Raw genomic sequence first — 20,293 nt, 5'->3', positions numbered from 1 at the left:
CTTCCCCCTTCAACTCAGTACCACAATATATCGGAGCATCTTGATGCGTAAAGTGTGCTTTTAAATGCGCTGCCCTGTCTAAACGCCCTGCGGCCTAAACCAGCTTCAGCGCTTCCTCCAGCCGGATGCTGCCTGTGTAAAGCGCCTTGCCGACAATGGCGCCGCCTACACCGTTCACTGCCTCGGCGGCAAGCCGCTCCAGATCTTGCGGACGGCTTACGCCGCCGGATGCGATAACCGTCTGGCCCGAAACTTTAGCCAGCCGTACGATAGCCTCCACATTCGGGCCGCCCATCATGCCGTCCCGCGAAATATCGGTGAAGATAAACGTCTTCGCTCCATGTTCGGCAAGCTGAACGGCCAAATCTTCCGCTTTTACCGATGAAGTTTCCAGCCAGCCCCGGGTCGCGACGAAACCGTCCCGGGCATCAAGACCGATGGCGACATTCTCGCCGTGTTTAGCCAGCAGAGACTGAACGAAAGCACGGTCTTCGATGGCCGCAGTCCCGAGAATGACACGGGATACGCCCAGCGACAGCAGACGGTCCACATCCTCCTCCGTGCGCAGTCCGCCTCCGACCTGGACCGGAACTTTCACCGTGCGGGCGATTTCGCCGATCAGCTTGTCGTTAACCGGCCGGCCGGCCTTCGCGCCGTCCAGATCAACCAGATGAATCCATTGTCCGCCTTGAGCTTCCCAAGCTTGCGCGACCTCAAGAGGATTTTCGTTATAGACCGTTTCCTGATTATAATCGCCTTGAACGAGACGAACGCACTTGCCGTCCCGGATATCGATTGCCGGATAAATAATAAAGGACATTTTTCGTTACCTCCACCTGATAGGCCGCAGGGCCGGTTAATCTTAGGCCCCCGCCTTGCTTTGACAAAGCCCTACGAAATTTTGAAGCAGCCGCATGCCCAGCTCACCGCTTTTTTCCGGATGAAACTGCATGCCGAAGACAGTATCTCTTCCCACTACAGCCGTAACCGGCTGATGGTAATCCGTGACAGCCAGAAGGTCTTCCTGACGTTCCGGCTTCACATGATAAGAATGAACAAAATAAACGTGGCCCTCTTCAAGCCCTTCCAGAAGCGGGCTGGACTGCTTGAACTCCAGACGGTTCCAGCCCATATGCGGCACCTTGTAGTCCCCTCGGAACTTCACGACTTGACCGGGCAGCAGATTGAGACCTACATGCTCTCCGTACTCTTCGCTGGATGTGAAAAGCAGTTGCATGCCGAGGCAGATACCAAGCAGCGGCTTGCCTTGGACGGTCTGTTCACGCAGAAACCCGTCGAGACCGAGCGAGCGGAGCTGTTCCATGGCGTCCCCGAACGCTCCTACTCCGGGCAGAATGAGACCTTCGGCCTTCGCGAGAATATCCGGATCGGATGAAACCACGGACTCGCATCCGAGACGTTCCACGGCCTTGCTCACACTATGCAGGTTGCCCATGCCGTAATCGATGATGGCAATCATGCTTAGAGAACTCCCTTCGTCGAAGGTACTCCCTTAACGCGGGGATCAATGGAAGTGGCCTCATCCAGAGCGCGTCCCAGCGCTTTGAACACCGCTTCGATCATGTGATGCGTATTCCGTCCGTAATGAACAATAACGTGTAAAGTAATCCGGGCCTCCAAGGCAAACTTCCACAAGAACTCGTGAACCAGTTCCGTCGTGAAACTTCCGACCTGCTGGGACGGATACTCCGCCCGGTATTCGAAATGAGGCCGGTTGCTGACGTCAATAATCACCTGCGCAAGCGCTTCATCCATCGGGATAAAGACGCTGGCGTAACGTTTAATGCCTTTTTTGTCCCCCAGAGCTTCCCTGAGCGTCTGGCCTAGACAGATTCCGATGTCCTCTACCGTGTGGTGATCGTCGATTTCAACATCGCCGCGAGCTTGAACCTTGAGATCAAACTGGCCGTGCTTGGCAAAAAGATCGAGCATATGGTTCAGAAAAGGAACATCCGTCTCCAGCTCCGAGACACCGGTTCCGTCCACGCCGAACGACAGTTCGATGTCGGTTTCGTTCGTTTTGCGCGCTACGCTGGATACGCGTGCCCTGCCGGTAACCGGCAAACCTTCGCCCGCACCCGTGTCTACTGCTTCAGCGTTACCGGGTTCAGCAGGGTTCCCGCCTACCAGGCCCGCTTGTTGTGCGTTCTTGTCCACTTGTTCAGCCATGAAAGTTCCCTTCTTTCTGCAATCGAACTTGTATCGCTCTGGCGTGCCCTTCGAGTCCTTCGTTGCGGGCGAGCGTCATAATCTGCTCTCCGTTTGCCAGCAGAGCTTCCTTGCTGTATGAAATCACACTGGATTTTTTGATAAAATCGTCAACATTCAGCGGCGATGAGAACCGGGCCGTACCGTTCGTCGGCAGCACATGATTGGGTCCGGCAAAATAGTCGCCGACCGGCTCCGGGCTGTACGCGCCGAGGAAGATCGCCCCGGCGTTCTCGATTCGCGGCAGCACCGCGAACGGGTCGTCCACGAGCAGCTCCGTATGCTCCGGAGCGATCGCGTTGACGACGCGGATGCCTTCGTCGAGGTCCCCGACGAGGACGATCGCGCCCTTGTTCGCCGTAGACACCTCGGCGATCGCTTTGCGCGGCAGCACCTGAAGCTGCCGCTCCACTTCTTCGCGGACCCGCTCCGCGAGCGCGCGTGACGGCGTCACCAGGATAGCCGGTGACAGCTCGTCATGCTCCGCTTGGGCCAGCAGGTCCGCGGCGATGTATTCGGGGTCCGCCGATTCGTCGGCCAGGACCACGATATCGGTCGGCCCGGCAATCATGTCGATATCGACGACGCCGAATACGGCGCGTTTCGCGAGTGCGACGTAGATATTGCCGGGTCCGACGATCTTATCGACGGCACGAATCGTATCCGTGCCGTAAGCGAGCGCCGCGACGGCCTGCGCGCCGCCGACGCGGTAGATTTCCCGCACGCCGGCCTCGGCTGCCGCCACCAGGATGTGCGGGTTGATGCCCTCTTCCCCGGCTGTAGCAGGCGGCGTCACCATCACGATCTCGGGAACGCCGGCGACAACGGCCGGGATAGCGTTCATGAGCACCGATGACGGGTAAGCCGCCTTCCCTCCGGGGACGTACAGACCGACGCGCTGCAGCGGCCGGATGATCTGGCCCAGCAGGGATCCGTTGTCCTGCAGGTCCATCCAGGACACGCGTTTCTGCTTTTCGTGAAACGCGCGGATATTGGCGGCGGCTTGCCGCAGCGCCTTCAGAAATTCGGCGTCCACACGTTCGTACGCCGCCTGGATTTCGGCTTCGCCGACACGAAGTTCCCCGAGGTCTACGCCGTCGAACTTCTTGGACAGCCGCCGGAGAGCGGCATCGCCTTCGCCGCGTACGGCCGCGATGATCGATTGTACGGCTTCGTTCTGCTCCGCCGTTCCGTAGTCCACTTCCCGGGCGAGTTTAAACTCTTCCGCAGGCACGATTTTCATGCGCAATCATCCTTTCGTAAATGCCGGCTTTCGCCTTCTGGTCGTTTTTCTTTTAAGCCGGATACGGGTCTATGTCATTCATCGGTTCGGAAAGCAGGCTCTTATTCCGGCAAAGCGATCGTTGCCTGCAAAGCATCGCACAGTTTCTGAATCTGATCGTTTTTCATCCGGTAGCTGACGCGGTTCGCGATAAGCCGGCTCGTAATCGGGAATATTTCCTCGTATTCGACCAAGCCGTTTTCCTTCAAGGTCTGGCCGGTCTCGACCATGTCGACGATCCTGTCGGCCAAGCCGATCAGCGGCGCCAGTTCAATAGATCCGTTCAGCTTGATGACCTCGACCTGCTGCCCTCTTTCCCTGAAATACTGGGAAGCTACCCGGGGATACTTGGTCGCGACGCGGGGATTAAGAACGGGCTGCCAGTCCGGCAGTGCGATAACGGACATGCGGCAGCGGGCGATACCGAGATCGAGCAGCTCGTAGACATCCCGGTTTTCCTCCATGAGCACGTCCTTGCCCACCACTCCGATATCCGCCACACCGTACTCGACATAAGTCGGAACATCTACGGGTTTGGCGAGAATGAACTCCATGTTGGCTTCCGGAAAAGTAACGATCAGTCTTCTGGAGTCGTCACCGCTATCTTCAGGCATCGGCAATCCCGCCCGGCGGAAAAGTTTGAATGCCTGTTTATATATACGCCCCTTGGGCATGGCTACCTTAAGCATTTCCTGCATGCCTTCAGCCTCCTGTCAGCAGCCTCTGTCGAAGCTAAATGATGGCGGAACCCGGTACGGCTCTTAAGCCGCAAGGAAGCCCGCTGTGTAACCGGAAAGGCCGGTTTGGACGGCCCCAATCGTTTGTTTATTTCAATCGTCAACCGGTTTAGGCTGTCGCATCGTATGATTAACAGCTCTATACCGGCCGCAAGTTTATCAGCTCAGGCGCTGGAATTAATCCGTCAGGTAAAGCAGGGCGTCCGAATAGAGATTGCCTTCGAACCGGTAACGGCCCTGTCCCAGGTCTTGCAATGCTGCCGGATCCCACGACGCACCGGATCCGCTGCCGGTGCCGGCATGACGGGTTACGACGACTTTCCCCGGAAGGGCTCTCAGCTCGCGGGCTTTGCCCAGCGCTTCGCCCCGGCGCGAATCCCCGTAAACGATCAGTACCCGTTCCTGCTGCCTGCGGACCGAATCTCCCGCCGCTTCCAGAATGCGGTTCGTCTTCAAGGCAAAGCCCGTTGCCGGTGCGGGACGTCCGAACTGGGCTAGCAGATTGTCATATCTGCCTCCGCTGCACAGCGGGAATCCGAGATCCGCGGCGTACCCTTCGAACGTAAGACCTGTATAGTAAGAAAAGTTTCCGATCATCGTCAGATCGATAAGTACATGCTCGCTTACCCCGTAAGCCTCCAGAACGTTCCATACCTCGCACAGATGGGAGATAGCCGCCTGAGCCGTCGGATCGGATGTTACGCTGAGTGCCTGTTCACAGATGTCTTTCCCTCCGCGCAGCCTCAGGATGCTCTCCAGTTCACCGCGCCGGGCTTCATCCAGTCCCATCCGCCGGATGGCCGTCCGGTAACCCACATAATCCCGGCCAAGCAGACAGCTCTTAAGCTCTTCCTGTGCTTCGGGATGATCTTTGAGCGTTTCGCCGAACAATCCGTGCAGAAATCCGACGTGCCCCAAGGCAAACTTGAACGTCTTTACGCCCGCGGCCTGTAAGGAGGCAATCGCCAAAGCCACGACCTCGGCATCCGCTTCCGCGGATGGATCGCCCACGAGCTCTACACCCGTCTGCACGAATTCCGAATCGCGTCCGGCTTCTTCCTCCATCGCCCGGAAAACATTGCCGTGATAGCTGAGACGGAGCGGAAGAGGCTCATCCCGCAGAAGAGAGGAGACCACCCGTGCGATCGGAGCCGTCATGTCGGAACGAAGTACAAGCGTTTGCCCGTTGCGGTCAAGCAGCTTGAACTGCTTCCGGTCTTCGATGGAGCTGGCCATCCCTACCGTATCGTAAAATTCCAGCGTCGGAGTCACGATTTGACTATAGCCCCACCGGTGCATACAATCCAGCACGCTGAACTCAATCTCACGGATTCTCGCTACCGATTCCGGAAGCAAATCTTTAAAACCCGTAGGCTTTTCAAACACTTTAGGTTTAGACATTCATGTTCCTCCTTGCCCTGCCGGTACACCTCTATTTTCAAAACGCTTTAGCACGCTACCATACTACCAAATTGAAGGATATCCGTTAGTTTATCACGGAATGTCAGAGGCGTCAATTTGCAGATTCATTCCCATTCGTTTCTCCGGGGCCAATGTCCTCTTTCGCCACAAACAAAAAAACAGTTCTCTTCCTAAGAAGAGGAACTGTTTTTATTTAAGCTGTTGACGTAAGCGGTGTCCGGCTCCGTATTTTCCGCTGAAGTTTCCAAAACTCCCGCTTCTTCAATATCGCCTGCCCCCGTACGGATTACCCGCATCGGATTACCCGCTACGAAGCTGTAGGGCTCGACATCCTTGTGAACGACGGATCCCGCACCGATTACGGCGCCATCCCCTATCGTTACACCGGGCAGAATGGTCGTGTTCGCGCCGACCATCACATTCGATCCGATTCGGACTTCACCCAGCCGGTATTCCTTGATCAAATACTCATGAGCGAGAATCGTTGTATTGTACCCGATGATCGAGTTGCGGCCGATTTTTATCTTTTCCGGAAAAAATACATCCACCATGACCATTAAAGCGAAAGCGGTGTGCTCTCCCACTTCCATGCCCAGCATTCGCCGGTAGATCCAATTCTTTAGCGGAAGCGACGGACAGTAGCGGCTGATTTGTATCCAGACAAAATTTTTGACCGCTTTCCATTTGCTGACTGTCCGGTAAATCTGCCAAAGGGCGTTAGATCCGTCGACCGGATATCTGTCGGTTTTCCTCAAACGCTTTCCTCCGTAATGCCGAAAATCATATACAGTTCACGCATATCGCCGATCATATGCTCCGGATTGTACTGTTCCAGGTAAGCCTGTCCCTTCAAAGACCAGTTGACGGCCACGGCTTCAACGCCAGCGGCTTTGGCCGCTTCGATATCGTAATGGCTGTCTCCCACCATGACGGCTTCTTCCGGTGTTGAACCCAGTTCATGGAGAGCTTTCCTTATTCCTTCCGGATCGGGTTTCGCGTTCGTGACATCATCGACGGTCACAATGCTTTGGATATAAGGCAGCAGCTCGCAAAGCTCCAGGCCCAGCATCGTTGTCAGCCTGATTTTACTCGTTACGACGCCGATTTTTACTCCGTAGGCATGCAACTTGGCCAATACCTCTTTTACATAAGGAAAAGGCTTCACCAGTTCGTCGTGGTGCTTGAGATTATAGGACCGGTAAAGGGTCAGAAGATCCGTCACTTCATCCAATCCGCTGAAAAACTGGAGCTGCTCGATGAGAGGGCGCCCCATATGCGGGATGATATTTTCTCTTGTAAACAGCTCGGGGGTCTTTCCTTCCAGCGCATGCAGGAACGACTGGATAATGAGCTCGTTGGTGTCCAGAATGGTGCCGTCCAGGTCAAACAATACCGTATGCTTCATGCTGTGCTCCTTATTTTCAAAAATTCTTTCCCGTTAGGAATGGCTTGCATTGGCCGAAGCCGATGTTCCGCCGATTTTCTCGATGGGATCGCTGTACTTGGTTTTCGCATAGCCCATACGGCGGCGCAGGACAATGATGATAATGGCCGCGATGATAATGAGCACGGCAAGAAGCTGGGAAATACGGATGTTACCGCCGTATGTCATCGTACCCGCTTCACCGAACAGCAGGGACATCGGCGACCAGAGTCCGTTCAGCAGAGAAGCCAGCCAAGCCGGTCCCGTAAAATCGAGACTGTCCGTACGCAGGCCTTCGATAAAGAAGCGGCCCAGCGAATACCAGATAAAATAGCTCATAAACAGTTCGCCCGCACGAAGGAACGGACGGCGGCGCAGCCAGAAGAGCAGCAGCAGCCCGACGAAATTCCATATCGATTCATACAGGAAGGTGGGATGATAGAAAATGCCTTCGATGTTCATCTGGTTCACGATCCAATCGGGCAGATGAAGCCCGTTTCGCAGGAAAGATTCGCTGACCGGGCCGCCGTGGGCCTCCTGGTTCACGAAGTTTCCCCAGCGGCCGATCATTTGGCCGACAATGAGTCCCGGAGCGCAGATGTCAGCGATCCGCCAGAACGAGTACCCTTTACGGCGCACATAAATGAGCGCTGCGATGATCGCTCCGATCAGTGCGCCGTATATGGCGATCCCTCCGTGCCAGATGGCGATGATTTCGCCCAGATTGTTTTTGTAGTTTTCCCATTGGAAGGCCACATAATAAATACGAGCGGCTACAATGGCGGATGGAACTCCGATCAGCAGCAGATCCATGAAAAATTCGGGCTGCAGCTTAAAGCGCTTGCCTTCGCGGATGACAAGCAGCAGCCCGATCAGGGCCGCTGTGCCTAATATAATGCCGTACCAATGCACGGAAACCGGGCCTAGCTTAAAAGCGACTGGATTTAGCATAAACGGTCGATATCCTCCTATTCCTTACCTGTGGGTATGAACCGGTTCTCAGTCCATGTCGTCCAAATCTTCGGCCAGCGTCTCCGTCAGCTTGTTGGTGAACTGCAGGGCCGCGTTGAAACCCATCCGCTTGAGCCTGTAGTTCATCGCCGCCACTTCGACGATGACCGCCAAGTTCCGTCCGGGACGAACCGGGATGGTGATCAGCGGCACGTCCGCCTCAATAATCCGGGTCGTTTCTTCATCCAGTCCGAGGCGGTCATACTGTTTATCCTGCTGCCAGGTTTCCAGACGGGCCACGACGGATATTTTCTTGACGTTCCGCACTGCACCCGCACCGAACAACGTCATCACGTTGATAATGCCGACGCCGCGGATTTCAAGCAAATGACGAATAAGGTCGGGCGCGTTTCCGTACAGCATATAATCGGCCGTCTGGCGGATTTCAACGGCATCGTCCGCTACCAGACGATGTCCCCGTTTGACCAGCTCAAGCGCCGTCTCGCTTTTTCCGATTCCGCTGCCTCCCGTAATAAGCATTCCGACGCCGTACACATCCACCAATACACCATGAATGGTAGTGGAGGGAGCAAGTTTGTTTTCCAGGAAGTTGGTCAGCCGGCTGGCGAGAATGGTAGTTGCTACCTGACTGCGGAGAACGGGAAGCTGGTGCTTCTTCGCTTCCTCTACCAGTTCCGCGGGAATATCCAGTCCGCGGGTGACGATAATGCAGGGCGTCTCTTCGCTTGCGCAGAGCTGTTCGGCACGGTGCAGCCGGACCGTTTCGTCCAGCGTTTCGAAGAAGGACATCTCGGTACGTCCCAGCAGCTGTACGCGCTCCTGCGGATGATAATTGAAATAACCCGCCATTTCCAGACCGGGCCGGTAAAGATCGGCAACCGTTACGGTCCGCTTTAACCCGTCTTCGCCGCAAATGACTTCCAGGTTGTAATGTTCAACCAGCTCAGACACTCTCACTTTTTTGCCCATCGTTCATTCCCCTTTGTTTTCCCAATAGTTCCATCGTAATTCAACTGCCGGGTGAAAATCAACCTGCCTCCCGGCCGGACGGCCGGAATACTGCCGTGCAGGCGCTGCTTCGCCATCGTATTGTATGCCCGCCTTCTCAACCCTAATACGTCAAAAAAGCCAGTCACGATGGACTGGCTTTAAATTAATGATTCTTACGAGTTCAGAAGAATGGAGTTCGTCGTTTCTTTATCGAAGAAATGAACTTTGTTCATGTCCAGAGCAAGCTTCACGTTAGCGCCGTCTTTCAGACCGGAGCGGCCGTCAACACGTGCTACGACTGTACCTTCGCCGATACCGGCAAGGTGAACTTGCATTTCGTGACCCAGGTTCTCGGACACTTCGATCAGGGCGTTAACCACTGTCTTAGCGGAAGCTTCCAGGAACACAGGCTCATCATGGATATCTTCAGGACGAATACCCAGAATAACATCTTTGCCGGCATAGCCTTTGTCGCGAAGAACTTGAGCTTTGCCTTGCGGAATAATTACGTCTACGCCTTTGGCTTTGAAGTGAAGCTCTCCGCCTTGATCGCTCAGCGAACCGTTTACGAAGTTCATGGAAGGAGATCCGATGAAGCCCGCTACGAACATGTTGACCGGGAAGTTGTAGATCTCTTCCGGAGAAGCCGCCTGCTGGATGATGCCTTTGTCCATAACGACAATCCGGCTGCCCATCGTCATAGCTTCCGTTTGGTCATGTGTTACGTAGATGATCGTTACGCCGAGACGTTTGTGAAGTTTGGAAATTTCGGCACGCATTTGTACACGAAGTTTAGCGTCCAAGTTGGAAAGCGGCTCATCCATCAAGAAAACTTGCGGTTCACGGACGATTGCGCGGCCCAGGGCGACACGCTGACGCTGACCACCGGAAAGTGCTTTCGGCTTGCGGTCCAGAAGGTGTTCGATATCGAGAATTTTAGCCGCTTCACGCACGCGTGCGTCGATGTCGGCTTTTTTGAATTTACGGAGTTTAAGGCCGAACGCCATGTTCTGGTACACGTTCATGTGCGGGTACAGGGCGTAGGACTGGAATACCATCGCGATGTCGCGGTCTTTAGGAGCCACGTCGTTCACGAGACGGTCGCCGATGTACAGTTCGCCTTCGGAGATTTCTTCAAGACCGGCAATCATCCGCAGAGTTGTGGATTTACCGCAACCGGATGCTCCTACCAATACGAGAAATTCTTTATCTTGAATATCGAGATGGAAATCCTTAACGGTTGCTTCTTGGTTGCCTGGGTACCTCTTTACGATATGGTTAAGACGAACGCCTGCCATAGTTCATTCCCCCTGGTTCTTGAATGTTCTTGCTTGATTTGGAATCTGTACATTTATCTTAGCTTAAATGCCCGAAGACTGACTATGCACAATCTTCACAAAAAACTCACTTTCTTTTTGTTACTTTGTACAATACGAGCGCCAGCTTCACCAGGACGGCGTCATGAAAAGTCCTTACGTCCAGCCCCGTCTCGTTTTTGAACTTGTCCAGCCGGTATAACAGCGTATTGCGGTGAATATACAGCTTTTTGGCCGTCTCGCTCACATTGCAGTCCAGCGCAAAAAAACTTTCCAGCGTAGACTGGGTCTCCGCATCCATGGAATAATCCTTCAGTACATGTTCCAGAAACTGATGTTTCTCGGATTCGGGTATCGGGTGCAGCAGCTTTTCCATTTGTAAATGCCAAGGCGTGTGGATATTGTTCGTCACATTGTACAACCGGCCGAGCATAATCGTCGAGCGCAGAGACAGCATGGCCGTCAAAAGCGTCTGGGCGGGCTGGATGGGATAGTGAATCCCAAGATGGCTCTCCCCTACCCATTCGGTAGCCAGCATGTCGTGAAGTCCTGAGGCCAGGGCATCGAGCATCTGCTCGGTGCTCTCTTCCTGAGTATCCGTTTTGTCTTCCTGCCCCACGGTAAGCAGATAATCGGGCGCGAGAATCAGCCATTCCTTATCCAGCAAGGGGATCAATATAATTTCCGCGTCAAAAAACGTCTCCAGCAGCCTTTTCAGCTCCCGGTAAGACGCCCGTACGTTGGAAGAATAATCTCCATACAGGAGAAAAGGTATTTTGGTCGAATAAAGCCCGGCCTGGGAGGAGATCGTGTCGGGAACCTCCGCTTGGGTGTCGGTTTCGGCATGCTGCAGCAGCCATTCCCTAAGCGCGGAAAGCTTTCTCTCTTCTTCGAGCAGAAGAGTGCCGCCCTTCCTTTTCTCCGGCTGTGCGGATTCAATGAGCCACTCGACCAGATGACGTTCGTCCCCGGCCAAGTTCCCCGCAGGAATAGACAAAGCATGGACTTGATTTCCTTCCCTGCTCAGCAGGAAATAGACTTCTTTTCCGATCAGCATGCTGCTCTTATTCTGCCCCTGCCTGTCCCCGTTATTTTTCCCGGCGTTTCTTGTAAGGGCTTCCCACTCTTCCGGCGTCTTTGCAATCAGTTGGACCGGGCCTTTGCCGATCGACTCCAATTGTTCTTTCAGCCTTTCCCATTCCATCCGCATAGCTCCCTATCTGTGTAATATCGAGGCTGCCATGGTGCTTCCTGTTATTGTAACACAGCTAGGTAAGCGTTTCACTTATAGATGCCTTGATAGACCCGGACGCGGGATGCGGCTCATACGCCCATAAGCACTACAATAATGGAAAGCAGAGAGAACAGGGCGCCGACCAGGTACAGGAAAGAAACCGTCTGGGTTTGGGACAACCCCCACTGCATCAGGCTGTGATGCGTATGCAGCTTATCGGCCCGGTGCAGCCCTCCACCCTTGAGAAGCCGCCTCGTAAACACGATGACCGTATCCAAAATAGGCACGCCCAGCGCCAGCACGGGAACCAGGATGGAGACAAACGTCGCACTTTTGAACGCTCCGTCCACAGCGACGACCGCGATTGTATAACCCAGGAATATCGCGCCCGCGTCACCCATGAAAATTTTGGCGGGATAAAAATTGAACGCCAGAAAAGCGAGGCAGGCGCCGACCAGAATTCCCGCAATCAAAGCGGAATCCTCCTGCCTTTTGACTATGGCCGCTACAAGCAGCGCCGCAGAAGCGATCGTGACGATACCCGAAGCGAGACCGTCCACCCCGTCGATGAAGTTGATCATATTGGTAATCCCGAAAATCCAGGCCATCGTACCGAGCCAAACAAGCCAGACCGGGAAGAAAATCATGCCGCTGAAGTGAAGATTCGATACCCCGATAATTTGAATGCCGAAAAAAAGCGGCACCGCAGACACCGCGATATAGATGATCAGCCTTGGCCAGACAGGAAAGTCCTTGCTCCGCGTTTTGAACCAGTCGTCCGTCAAGCCGGTCAGCATAAGGACCGTTCCGCCGATCAGCACCGCATAGGATAGATTGCCGTTGCGGCTGAACAATAAAATAGATGCCGCGCACGCGATGTAAATCGCCACTCCTCCCAGCAGGGGGATAGGGGCTGCATGAATTTTACGCGTGGACGGCCGGTCGACAAATTCTGCTTTTACAGCGATCCGCTTCATGACGGGCACCAGCAGCGCCACCAGAATAAAGCTGGTCAGCATAGGGAGTAGATAGTGCATACGCTCGATTCCTCCTGCCTATCGTTACCCTGACGGATGACGATGGATAAATGGCTTTTCACCGCATCTGTTAGCGTCTCCCAATCGAATTCCGCCCATACTTGCCGCCCTTTGGTAAAGGTTTCGTTCTCTCTCCGGCTCAAATCTCAAGAACATTTCGCCTATAGCGAGTTAACTCCCCCTTTTATGGAAAAAATAAGAGCGACCTCACATTTACAAACGAATGTTCAAAACGACACAAAGGAGCCCTCTCTACTATGATCTGGAACAGCTGGACGTTAGACCGGTCCGTTATTTTGTTTACGGCTTTCGCTTATTTGTTTATCGCGGCTCAAGTGGCCTTGTCCCATTACCGGCAAAATTTTCACCGCAAAGTCATGCTGGTTCCCGTTATTACGGCTCCGCTGTACTTTCTGGCCGGGTTACTAGCGGTTTTCCTTAACCGGACTTGGCTGCTCCAGCTTTTTCATATCGGCATGTGGCTGGGGATCGTCACGGGTCTAATCGGGCTGTACCTTCACGTCCGTGGAGTCGGCAAAAGGGTCGGGGCCTATGCTTTCCGCAATTTCCTTATCGGACCTCCCGTTCTGATGCCTCTGCTTTACTCAGCTATCGGCGTTCTCGGGTTAATCGCTGTCTATGGAAGGTGACTTGTATGAGTAAAATGCCAAAATACCCTTCTTTCGATGTTATGAAGGAGCAAAACCACTGGGATCCCCACACCCGGTCTATCGTCCGTGCACGTTTGCGGCGGCACCGCGAATATCGGCTGTTAACGCTGCTTGAGGCGGAACAGCTCAGAAGCATATGCTCGCTGCTCGTGGACGACGACCGGTCCGAAATCCTGACTTACGTGCTTGAGCATATAGATGATACATTGTACGGGCAAAAGGAAGAAGCCCAGAGAGGGCCCGATACCCCTCCTCAGTCCGAATTAATCCGCTTAGGGCTGGAGGCCCTTGAAACCATGTCACACGGATTTCATTCGAAACCTTTTCAACAACTTTCGCCAGAGGAGCAGAAGGAGCTTCTCACGAATATTGCCGAGGTTCGTCTGTCCCTGCGGGGCGATTGGCCGGTACCCGTGCAAAAAGCCTTCTTCAACAGGCTGCTCGCGCTGACCGTAGAAGCCTACTATTCTCACCCCCAAATATGGTCCGAAATCGGCTATGCAGGTCCGGCCTATCCAAGAGGTTACATCCGGGCGGACCGGGGAAATCTTGATCCGTGGGAGGCGAAACCGGAACGATGAAATGGAACACTCAATCGGAAACCGTTGATGTGGTCATAGTAGGCGCCGGAGCGGCAGGCGGTGTACTTGCTCAAGAACTCAGCGAAGCCGGGCTGCAGGTTGTTGTATTGGAAGCCGGACCGCTGCGGGATCCTCAAAGGGATTTCGCGAGCGACGAGCTGGCCATGAAGTGCTTGGGCTGGCAGGATACGCGGCTTGTGGACGGGAAGCACCCTCTAACAATGGGGCACAATAATTCAGGTTGGGGAGTGGGCGGCGGAACCCAGCATTTTACCGGGGTGTTTTTGCGATTCCATGAATCCGACTTTAAGACGAAATCGATCGACGGAGTCGGCGAAGATTGGCCGATTCACTATAAAGATTTGGAGCCGTACTATTCCCGGATCGAAAAAGAAATCGCGGTTTCGGGTCCCCGGCATTTTCCATGGGGGAATTTCCGGGGGCCATATCCTTATCCGGAGCGGGACCCTCTAAGCCCGAATGCCTATTTGTTTCAAAAAGGCTGCGAAAACTTGGGGATCCGCTCTGTTACGGCCCCCTTGGCCATTCTTTCTGCACCTTTTGAAGGCAGGCCCCCGTGCATTAACCGGGGCTTCTGCCAGCAGGGCTGCATGCCTAACGCTAAATTCAGCACCCTCATTCAGCATATTCCGAAAGCCGTGCAAGCAGGAGCTACCGTGATTACCGGCAGCAGGGTCACTCAGATTGAGACAGGGCCGGATGGTAAAGCTGCCGGTGTTCTTTTTGTAAAAAAAGGAGTCGAATACCGTCAAAAAGCGAAACTCGTGATCATCTCGGCCTATGCGGTCGAAACGCCCCGCCTGCTGCTGAATTCCGCGAACAGCCGGTATCCGGAAGGACTTGCCAACAGCAGCGGCTGGGTAGGCAAGGCACTTATGACGCATAGCAGTCATGACGTGTATGCCAAGTTCGAGGAAGAAGTGCGGCTGTACAAGGGGACCCCTGTCCTGGCTACTACTCAGGAGTTTTACGAATCGGACAAGGACCGCGGCTTTGCACGCGGATATTCCCTGCATGCTCATGGTACGCGCCCTCTCGCTTTCGCCCAAGGGATCGTCAAAACAGGCGAATTCCCCGTCTGGGGATCTTCGCTGCGAGAGGCCATGCTGGACTACAACTTTTACGGCCGCGTGACACTCGTCGGAGAAGTCCTTCCCGAGGAGCATAACCGCGTAACGTTATCCGGCGAAAAAGATGCCTTCGGTCTGCCACGAGCTAAAGTATCATTCAGCTTTGGCGAAAACGACACCCGCCTCATTGAACATGCGGTTTCGAACATGGAGTCTATTTTGCGCGCCGCCGGAGGTACACCCGAATATGTAGTGCCGGATACCGCCCACCTGATGGGGGGCTGCCGGATGGGCAGTGATCCTTCGCGTTCCGTCGTCAACTCATTCGGCCAAACTCACGATATCCCGAATTTGTTCGTATGCGACGCCAGCATATTTGTCACTTCCAGCGGAGTGAATCCCACGAATACCGTAATGGCTCTAGCTGCGCGAACAGCCGATTACATCTTAAGCGAGATCATTTGAATCGCACTATGTAATTTCTCTGATTGGGTAAGGTCGCTCCTGAGAAAAAGGTTAATACTCGCGGATATGCCGGACTTCAGGTCCGTTTAAGCCCTGAAACTGTTCAAAGTTCCTTAGGGATGATGGAAGTAACGATGCAGCCAAAGCTGCTATCGTGCCGTTATATGCAGCCATTCTCGATGGATATGGCGCCCCGTTCATCCTGTCGTTTAGCCTGTTATTTTCCGGAATGCATGCTTCTTTTCCTTCATGCAGAGACGGTTGCTCGTATTCCAAACACAACCTCCCTCGTCATAAAGCAGGTAGCAACCGGTCGCCAAATCCATTACAATAAGAGGATAAAGCTGCCACTAAACCAAGGAGGATCAATCTCATGGCAATCGCGGAAATTACAGTTGTTCCCATAGGCACAGCCTCTACAAGCTTAAGTGAATATGTAGCTCATCTGCAAAAGATATTGGACAACCAGCCTCTTCATTATGAGCTTACTCCAATGAGCACCATAATCGAAGGTCCCCTGGATCAACTGATGGAAGTCATTCTTAAGCTTCATGAGAGCCCTTTTGAAAATGGCGCTCAACGCGTTTCTACCTCCATCAAAATTGACGACCGGCGCGATAAAACGGCATCCATGCAGCAAAAACTCCAGTCCGTTGCCGACAAACTGGAGCAGCTTCAATAGCTCGGAAGTCTTTACTTCATTATTTGCCGTGAACTTATTCGGTCACTCTGAATAACGCCGATATCACTAAAAACAAATTCCCCATGGTCGAATGTCAGGCAGGGCCTATAATTCAGGACGGCTTGGGCAGGGATCAGCGAAAACAAAAGACTATCCAACGCGGTTATAACCGAGAAGAGCGATCACTGGGACTTTCCAGCACAGTTAAACCGGGAACAGCGGCCCCCCCAGATTTTTCAGTTTCAGCCTAAACCGAGAATTTGGACTCAATAGTTTGTTTTAAGAGACATTTCCTTTTCGCGGCTAAAAAGACAACAAAAAAAGAGACCGATTAAGGTCTCTTTTATATGAAGAGAATTGTTCACATGGCATGTGAGCCATGAAGGACTCGAACCTTCGACACCCTGATTAAAAGTCAGGTGCTCTACCAACTGAGCTAATGGCTCTTGGAAAAACTGGTGGAGGCTGATGGATTCGAACCACCGAACTCGTCAGAGAACAGATTTACAGTCTGCTGCGTTTGGCCACTTCGCTAAGCCTCCACAATACTGCCAAGCGCCGTTATTGACTAACTTGACTAAAAGTGGTGGCTCGGGACGGAATCGAACCGCCGACACGAGGATTTTCAGTCCTCTGCTCTACCGACTGAGCTACCGAGCCATACTATGAAATTGTCATACAAATTAAAATGGCGGAGCTGACGGGATTCGAACCCGCGGTCTCCTGCGTGACAGGCAGGCATGTTAGGCCTCTACACCACAGCTCCGTGCTTATGATTTGTATGGTGGACGCTGACGGGATCGAACCGCCGACCCTCTGCTTGTAAGGCAGATGCTCTCCCAGCTGAGCTAAGCGTCCTTATGTAGTTGTTATGGTAGCGGCGGAGGGGCTCGAACCCCCGACCTCACGGGTATGAACCGTACGCTCTAGCCAGCTGAGCTACGCCGCCTTAAAACTGGCGGAGAGAGAGGGATTCGAACCCTCGCACCACTTACGCAGTCTAACCCCTTAGCAGAGGGTCCCCTTGAGCCACTTGGGTATCTCTCCAATGTGTAAAACAAACTTTTCAGGTTGCTCCCTGAAAACTAGCAGCGAAACAAGCAGTCGATCCATCCAAAGATCTTGTGGTGCATACGCTGGGTATGCTTCCGATGCGGCATTTACTGTCGTAAGTGCCTAAGTATATGCTTTCGAAGTAACCTGTACTCCGCACATGTTTGGTGGTCAAGCCCTCGACCGATTAGTATTGGTCAGCTCCACACATTGCTGTGCTTCCACCTCCAACCTATCTACCTCGTCGTCTTCAAGGGGTCTTACATACTGGGAAATCTCATCTTGAGGGGGGCTTCACGCTTAGATGCTTTCAGCGCTTATCCCTTCCGTACATAGCTACCCAGCGATGCCTCTGGCGAGACAACTGGTACACCAGCGGTACGTCCATCCCGGTCCTCTCGTACTAAGGACAGCTCCTCTCAAATTTCCTGCGCCCGCGACAGATAGGGACCGAACTGTCTCACGACGTTCTGAACCCAGCTCGCGTACCGCTTTAATGGGCGAACAGCCCAACCCTTGGGACCTACTTCAGCCCCAGGATGCGATGAGCCGACATCGAGGTGCCAAACCTCCCCGTCGATGTGGACTCTTGGGGGAGATAAGCCTGTTATCCCCAGGGTAGCTTTTATCCGTTGAGCGATGGCCCTTCCATGCGGTACCACCGGATCACTAAGCCCGACTTTCGTCCCTGCTCGACCTGTATGTCTCGCAGTCAAGCTCCCTTATGCCTTTGCACTCTTCGAATGATTTCCAACCATTCTGAGGGAACCTTGGGGCGCCTCCGTTACTCTTTAGGAGGCGACCGCCCCAGTCAAACTGCCCACCTGACACGGTCCCTCTACCGGATTACGGTAGTAGGTTAGAACTCCGATACGATCAGGGTGGTATCCCAACGGCGCCTCCACCCAAGCTGGCGCTCAGGCTTCAAAGGCTCCCACCTATCCTGTACAGATCGTACCAAAGTCCAATATCAAGCTGCAGTAAAGCTCCATGGGGTCTTTCCGTCTTGTCGCGGGTAACCTGCATCTTCACAGGTATTAAAATTTCACCGGATCTCTCGTTGAGACAGCGCCCAAGTCGTTACGCCATTCGTGCGGGTCAGAATTTACCTGACAAGGAATTTCGCTACCTTAGGACCGTTATAGTTACGGCCGCCGTTTACTGGGGCTTCGGTTCACAGCTTCGGACTAGTCCTAACCGCTCCCCTTAACCTTCCAGCACCGGGCAGGCGTCAGCCCATATACTTCGCCTTGCGGCTTCGCATAGACCTGTGTTTTTGCTAAACAGTCGCTTGGGCCTTTTCACTGCGGCCCCCTCGTGCTATTCACACTACCGGGGCACCCCTTCTCCCGAAGTTACGGGGTCATTTTGCCGAGTTCCTTAACGAGAGTTCTTCCGCGCGCCTTAGAATTCTCTTCTCGCCCACCTGTGTCGGTTTGCGGTACGGGCACCTTCGCCTGGCTAGAAGCTTTTCTCGGCAGTGTGAGATCAAGACCTTCGCTACTGTAATTTTCGCTCCCCATCACAGCCCAGCTTATGCGATGTGCGGATTTGCCTGCACATCAGCCTCACTGCTTGGACGGACATCCATCAGTCCGCGTCCCTACCCTGCTGCGTCACTCCATTGCTCATAACGGCTTACGGTGGTACAGGAATTTCAACCTGTTGTCCTTCGACTACGCCTTTCGGCCTCGCCTTAGGTCCCGACTTACCCTGAGCGGACGAACCTTCCTCAGGAACCCTTAGGCTTTCGGCGGATCAGATTCTCACTGATCTTTTCGTTACTCATACCGGCATTCTCACTTCTGTACAGTCCAGCAGTCCTCACGATCTACCTTCACTCCGTACAGAACGCTCCCCTACCCATGCACGCAAGGTGCAAGTCATAGCTTCGGTGGTGTGTTTAGCCCCGTTACATTTTCGGCGCAGAGTCACTCGACCAGTGAGCTATTACGCACTCTTTAAATGGTGGCTGCTTCTAAGCCAACATCCTGGTTGTCTGTGCAACTCCACATCCTTTCCCACTTAACACACACTTGGGGACCTTAGCTGATGATCTGGGCTGTTTCCCTCTTGACAATGGATCTTAGCACTCACTGTCTGACTCCCGGGGTAATGTCTGTGGCATTCAGAGTTTGACTGGACTTGGTAACCCTTGGCGGGCCCCGCACCCAATCAGTGCTTTACCTCCACGACACATCCCCCGAGGCTAGCCCTAAAGCTATTTCGGGGAGAACCAGCTATCTCCGAGTTCGATTGGAATTTCTCCGCTACCCCCACCTCATCCCCGAATTTTTCAACATTCGTGGGTTCGGGCCTCCAGTGCGTGTTACCGCACCTTCACCCTGGACAGGGGTAGATCACACGGTTTCGGGTCTACGCCTGCATACTCATTCGCCCTATTCAGACTCGCTTTCGCTGCGGCTCCGCCTTTTCAGCTTAACCTCGCATGCAAACGTAACTCGCCGGTTCATTCTACAAAAGGCACGCCATCACCCGTTAACGGGCTCTGACTTCTTGTAGGCACACGGTTTCAGGTTCTTTTTCACTCCCCTCCCGGGGTGCTTTTCACCTTTCCCTCACGGTACTGCTTCACTATCGGTCGCTAGGGAGTATTTAGCCTTGGCAGATGGTCCTGCCGGATTCCGACGGGGTTTCACGTGTCCCGCCGTACTCAGGATCCGTCTAGGCATACGTTCACTTTCGGCTACAGGGCTGTTACCTTTTGCAGCGGACCTTTCCAGATCACTTCACCTAATGAACTTTTGCCATGTTGACGTCCTACAACCCCAAGGAGCAAGCTCCCTGGTTTGGGCTAATCCGCGTTCGCTCGCCGCTACTGACGGAATCACTATTGTTTTCTTTTCCTCCAGGTACTTAGATGTTTCAGTTCCCTGGGTGTGCCTCCAATGCAGCTATGTATTCACTGCATGGTAACTGCGCATTACCACAGCTGGGTTCCCCCATTCGGACATCCCCGGATCAAAGCCTGCTTACGGCTCCCCGAGGCATTTCGTCGTTCGCCACGTCCTTCTTCGGCTCCTAGCGCCTAGGCATCCTCCGTGTGCCCTTATTAGCTTGACCTCTCATCAATAGAATATTGATGAA

At 53.7% G+C, this 20,293-nt stretch carries 18 protein-coding genes, 7 tRNA genes and 1 rRNA gene; 4 read left to right on the top strand and 22 right to left on the bottom strand.

The genetic code is table 11. From position 1 onward, the window contains the following. Positions 1–94: 94 nt before the first annotated feature. The 13 genes from hisA to ABC395_RS01290 form a co-directional block, all read right to left on the bottom strand. Positions 95–820 carry a 1-(5-phosphoribosyl)-5-[(5-phosphoribosylamino)methylideneamino]imidazole-4-carboxamide isomerase gene (gene hisA / locus ABC395_RS01350; protein WP_413000261.1) on the bottom strand — a complete coding sequence of 242 codons (726 nt, stop codon included), beginning with the start codon at positions 818–820 and terminating at the stop codon, positions 95–97. Between the two features lie 42 nt (positions 821–862). After that, a complete protein-coding gene (hisH, locus tag ABC395_RS01345) occupies positions 863–1,480 on the bottom strand; it encodes an imidazole glycerol phosphate synthase subunit HisH (protein WP_413000260.1) in 618 nt (205 codons plus the stop codon). Positions 1,481–1,482: 2 nt separating this feature from the next. After that, positions 1,483–2,190: an imidazoleglycerol-phosphate dehydratase HisB gene (gene hisB / locus ABC395_RS01340; RefSeq protein WP_413000259.1), complete on the bottom strand. Its 708-nt coding sequence runs from the start codon at positions 2,188–2,190 to the stop codon at positions 1,483–1,485. Continuing rightward, positions 2,183–3,472: a histidinol dehydrogenase gene (gene hisD, locus ABC395_RS01335; RefSeq protein ID WP_413000258.1), complete on the bottom strand. Its 1,290-nt coding sequence runs from the start codon at positions 3,470–3,472 to the stop codon at positions 2,183–2,185. The genes hisB and hisD overlap by 8 nt, the downstream gene beginning before the upstream one ends. Before the next feature lie 101 nt (positions 3,473–3,573). Further along, on the bottom strand, positions 3,574–4,209 hold the full coding sequence (hisG, locus tag ABC395_RS01330) for an ATP phosphoribosyltransferase (protein WP_413000257.1): 636 nt from the start codon (positions 4,207–4,209) through the stop codon (positions 3,574–3,576). 216 nt (positions 4,210–4,425) lie between these two features. After that, complete coding sequence (locus ABC395_RS01325; RefSeq protein WP_413000256.1) at positions 4,426–5,649, bottom strand: ATP phosphoribosyltransferase regulatory subunit; 1,224 nt, start codon at positions 5,647–5,649, stop codon at positions 4,426–4,428. Between the two features lie 191 nt (positions 5,650–5,840). Then, positions 5,841–6,425 carry an acyltransferase gene (locus ABC395_RS01320; protein ID WP_413000255.1) on the bottom strand — a complete coding sequence of 195 codons (585 nt, stop codon included), beginning with the start codon at positions 6,423–6,425 and terminating at the stop codon, positions 5,841–5,843. Beyond that, positions 6,422–7,075 (bottom strand): pyrophosphatase PpaX, encoded by a 654-nt coding sequence (gene ppaX / locus ABC395_RS01315; protein ID WP_413000254.1) that lies wholly within the window; start codon positions 7,073–7,075, stop codon positions 6,422–6,424. The genes ABC395_RS01320 and ppaX overlap by 4 nt, the downstream gene beginning before the upstream one ends. Before the next feature lie 33 nt (positions 7,076–7,108). Next, a complete protein-coding gene (gene lgt, locus ABC395_RS01310; RefSeq protein WP_413000253.1) occupies positions 7,109–8,044 on the bottom strand; it encodes a prolipoprotein diacylglyceryl transferase in 936 nt (311 codons plus the stop codon). A gap of 48 nt (positions 8,045–8,092) precedes the next feature. Further along, on the bottom strand, positions 8,093–9,034 hold the full coding sequence (gene hprK / locus ABC395_RS01305) for an HPr(Ser) kinase/phosphatase (RefSeq protein ID WP_042232344.1): 942 nt from the start codon (positions 9,032–9,034) through the stop codon (positions 8,093–8,095). 194 nt (positions 9,035–9,228) lie between these two features. Next, entirely contained in the window at positions 9,229–10,353 is a 1,125-nt protein-coding gene (locus ABC395_RS01300; RefSeq protein ID WP_413000252.1) for an ABC transporter ATP-binding protein, read from the bottom strand. Between the two features lie 106 nt (positions 10,354–10,459). Then, complete coding sequence (locus tag ABC395_RS01295; protein WP_413000251.1) at positions 10,460–11,575, bottom strand: PucR family transcriptional regulator; 1,116 nt, start codon at positions 11,573–11,575, stop codon at positions 10,460–10,462. A 119-nt stretch (positions 11,576–11,694) separates the two neighbouring features. Further along, on the bottom strand, positions 11,695–12,642 hold the full coding sequence (locus ABC395_RS01290; protein ID WP_413000250.1) for an MraY family glycosyltransferase: 948 nt from the start codon (positions 12,640–12,642) through the stop codon (positions 11,695–11,697). Positions 12,643–12,899: 257 nt separating this feature from the next. Here ABC395_RS01290 and ABC395_RS01285 point away from each other — a divergent pair, with 257 nt between their 5' ends. From ABC395_RS01285 to ABC395_RS01275, 3 genes are read left to right on the top strand one after another with little or no spacing between them, the layout of a single operon-like run. After that, entirely contained in the window at positions 12,900–13,292 is a 393-nt protein-coding gene (locus ABC395_RS01285) for a hypothetical protein (protein ID WP_413000249.1), read from the top strand. 5 nt (positions 13,293–13,297) lie between these two features. After that, on the top strand, positions 13,298–13,894 hold the full coding sequence (locus ABC395_RS01280; protein ID WP_413000248.1) for a gluconate 2-dehydrogenase subunit 3 family protein: 597 nt from the start codon (positions 13,298–13,300) through the stop codon (positions 13,892–13,894). Next, a complete protein-coding gene (locus tag ABC395_RS01275) occupies positions 13,891–15,450 on the top strand; it encodes a GMC family oxidoreductase (protein ID WP_413000247.1) in 1,560 nt (519 codons plus the stop codon). The genes ABC395_RS01280 and ABC395_RS01275 overlap by 4 nt, the downstream gene beginning before the upstream one ends. A 51-nt stretch (positions 15,451–15,501) precedes the next feature. Here the strand turns inward: ABC395_RS01275 and ABC395_RS01270 are convergent, their stop codons facing one another. Continuing rightward, positions 15,502–15,726, bottom strand: coding sequence for a hypothetical protein (locus tag ABC395_RS01270; protein ID WP_413000246.1), 225 nt, complete (start codon positions 15,724–15,726; stop codon positions 15,502–15,504). A 97-nt stretch (positions 15,727–15,823) separates the two neighbouring features. On the opposite strand from ABC395_RS01270, the gene ABC395_RS01265 reads away from it, so the two are divergent. Beyond that, complete coding sequence (locus ABC395_RS01265; RefSeq protein WP_413000245.1) at positions 15,824–16,132, top strand: MTH1187 family thiamine-binding protein; 309 nt, start codon at positions 15,824–15,826, stop codon at positions 16,130–16,132. 373 nt (positions 16,133–16,505) lie between these two features. Here ABC395_RS01265 and ABC395_RS01260 read toward each other — a convergent pair. From ABC395_RS01260 to ABC395_RS01225, 8 genes are all read right to left on the bottom strand, one after another. Then, positions 16,506–16,578, bottom strand: a tRNA-Lys gene (locus ABC395_RS01260). Between the two features lie 10 nt (positions 16,579–16,588). Next, positions 16,589–16,674 (bottom strand) — tRNA-Tyr (locus ABC395_RS01255). Positions 16,675–16,716: 42 nt separating this feature from the next. Continuing rightward, positions 16,717–16,792: transfer RNA gene (locus ABC395_RS01250), tRNA-Phe, on the bottom strand. A 29-nt stretch (positions 16,793–16,821) separates the two neighbouring features. Continuing rightward, positions 16,822–16,898 (bottom strand) — tRNA-Asp (locus ABC395_RS01245). Positions 16,899–16,914: 16 nt separating this feature from the next. Next, a tRNA-Val gene (locus ABC395_RS01240) sits at positions 16,915–16,990 on the bottom strand. Between the two features lie 14 nt (positions 16,991–17,004). Continuing rightward, positions 17,005–17,081, bottom strand: a tRNA-Met gene (locus tag ABC395_RS01235). A gap of 7 nt (positions 17,082–17,088) precedes the next feature. Further along, positions 17,089–17,179: transfer RNA gene (locus ABC395_RS01230), tRNA-Ser, on the bottom strand. 173 nt (positions 17,180–17,352) lie between these two features. After that, a 23S ribosomal RNA gene (locus tag ABC395_RS01225) occupies positions 17,353–20,269 on the bottom strand. Between the last annotated feature and the right edge of the window lie 24 nt (positions 20,270–20,293).

Origin of the sequence: Paenibacillus canaveralius (assembly GCF_047238265.1) — a bacterium.
In the GTDB taxonomy this organism is placed as follows: Bacteria; Bacillota; Bacilli; order Paenibacillales; family NBRC-103111; genus Paenibacillus_F.
This window is presented reverse-complemented; position numbering and strand designations above follow the sequence as displayed.

Coding starts and splice junctions, on each gene's coding strand:
- hisA (WP_413000261.1), bottom strand. CDS start 820: ATGTCCTTTATTATTTATCCGGCAATCGATATCCGGGACGGCAAGTGC.
- hisH (WP_413000260.1), bottom strand. CDS start 1,480: ATGATTGCCATCATCGATTACGGCATGGGCAACCTGCATAGTGTGAGC.
- hisB (WP_413000259.1), bottom strand. CDS start 2,190: ATGGCTGAACAAGTGGACAAGAACGCACAACAAGCGGGCCTGGTAGGC.
- hisD (WP_413000258.1), bottom strand. CDS start 3,472: ATGAAAATCGTGCCTGCGGAAGAGTTTAAACTCGCCCGGGAAGTGGAC.
- hisG (WP_413000257.1), bottom strand. CDS start 4,209: ATGCAGGAAATGCTTAAGGTAGCCATGCCCAAGGGGCGTATATATAAA.
- ABC395_RS01325 (WP_413000256.1), bottom strand. CDS start 5,649: ATGTCTAAACCTAAAGTGTTTGAAAAGCCTACGGGTTTTAAAGATTTG.
- ppaX (WP_413000254.1), bottom strand. CDS start 7,075: ATGAAGCATACGGTATTGTTTGACCTGGACGGCACCATTCTGGACACC.
- lgt (WP_413000253.1), bottom strand. CDS start 8,044: ATGCTAAATCCAGTCGCTTTTAAGCTAGGCCCGGTTTCCGTGCATTGG.
- hprK (WP_042232344.1), bottom strand. CDS start 9,034: ATGGGCAAAAAAGTGAGAGTGTCTGAGCTGGTTGAACATTACAACCTG.
- ABC395_RS01300 (WP_413000252.1), bottom strand. CDS start 10,353: ATGGCAGGCGTTCGTCTTAACCATATCGTAAAGAGGTACCCAGGCAAC.
- ABC395_RS01295 (WP_413000251.1), bottom strand. CDS start 11,575: ATGGAATGGGAAAGGCTGAAAGAACAATTGGAGTCGATCGGCAAAGGC.
- ABC395_RS01290 (WP_413000250.1), bottom strand. CDS start 12,642: ATGCACTATCTACTCCCTATGCTGACCAGCTTTATTCTGGTGGCGCTG.
- ABC395_RS01285 (WP_413000249.1), top strand. CDS start 12,900: ATGATCTGGAACAGCTGGACGTTAGACCGGTCCGTTATTTTGTTTACG.
- ABC395_RS01280 (WP_413000248.1), top strand. CDS start 13,298: ATGAGTAAAATGCCAAAATACCCTTCTTTCGATGTTATGAAGGAGCAA.
- ABC395_RS01275 (WP_413000247.1), top strand. CDS start 13,891: ATGAAATGGAACACTCAATCGGAAACCGTTGATGTGGTCATAGTAGGC.
- ABC395_RS01265 (WP_413000245.1), top strand. CDS start 15,824: ATGGCAATCGCGGAAATTACAGTTGTTCCCATAGGCACAGCCTCTACA.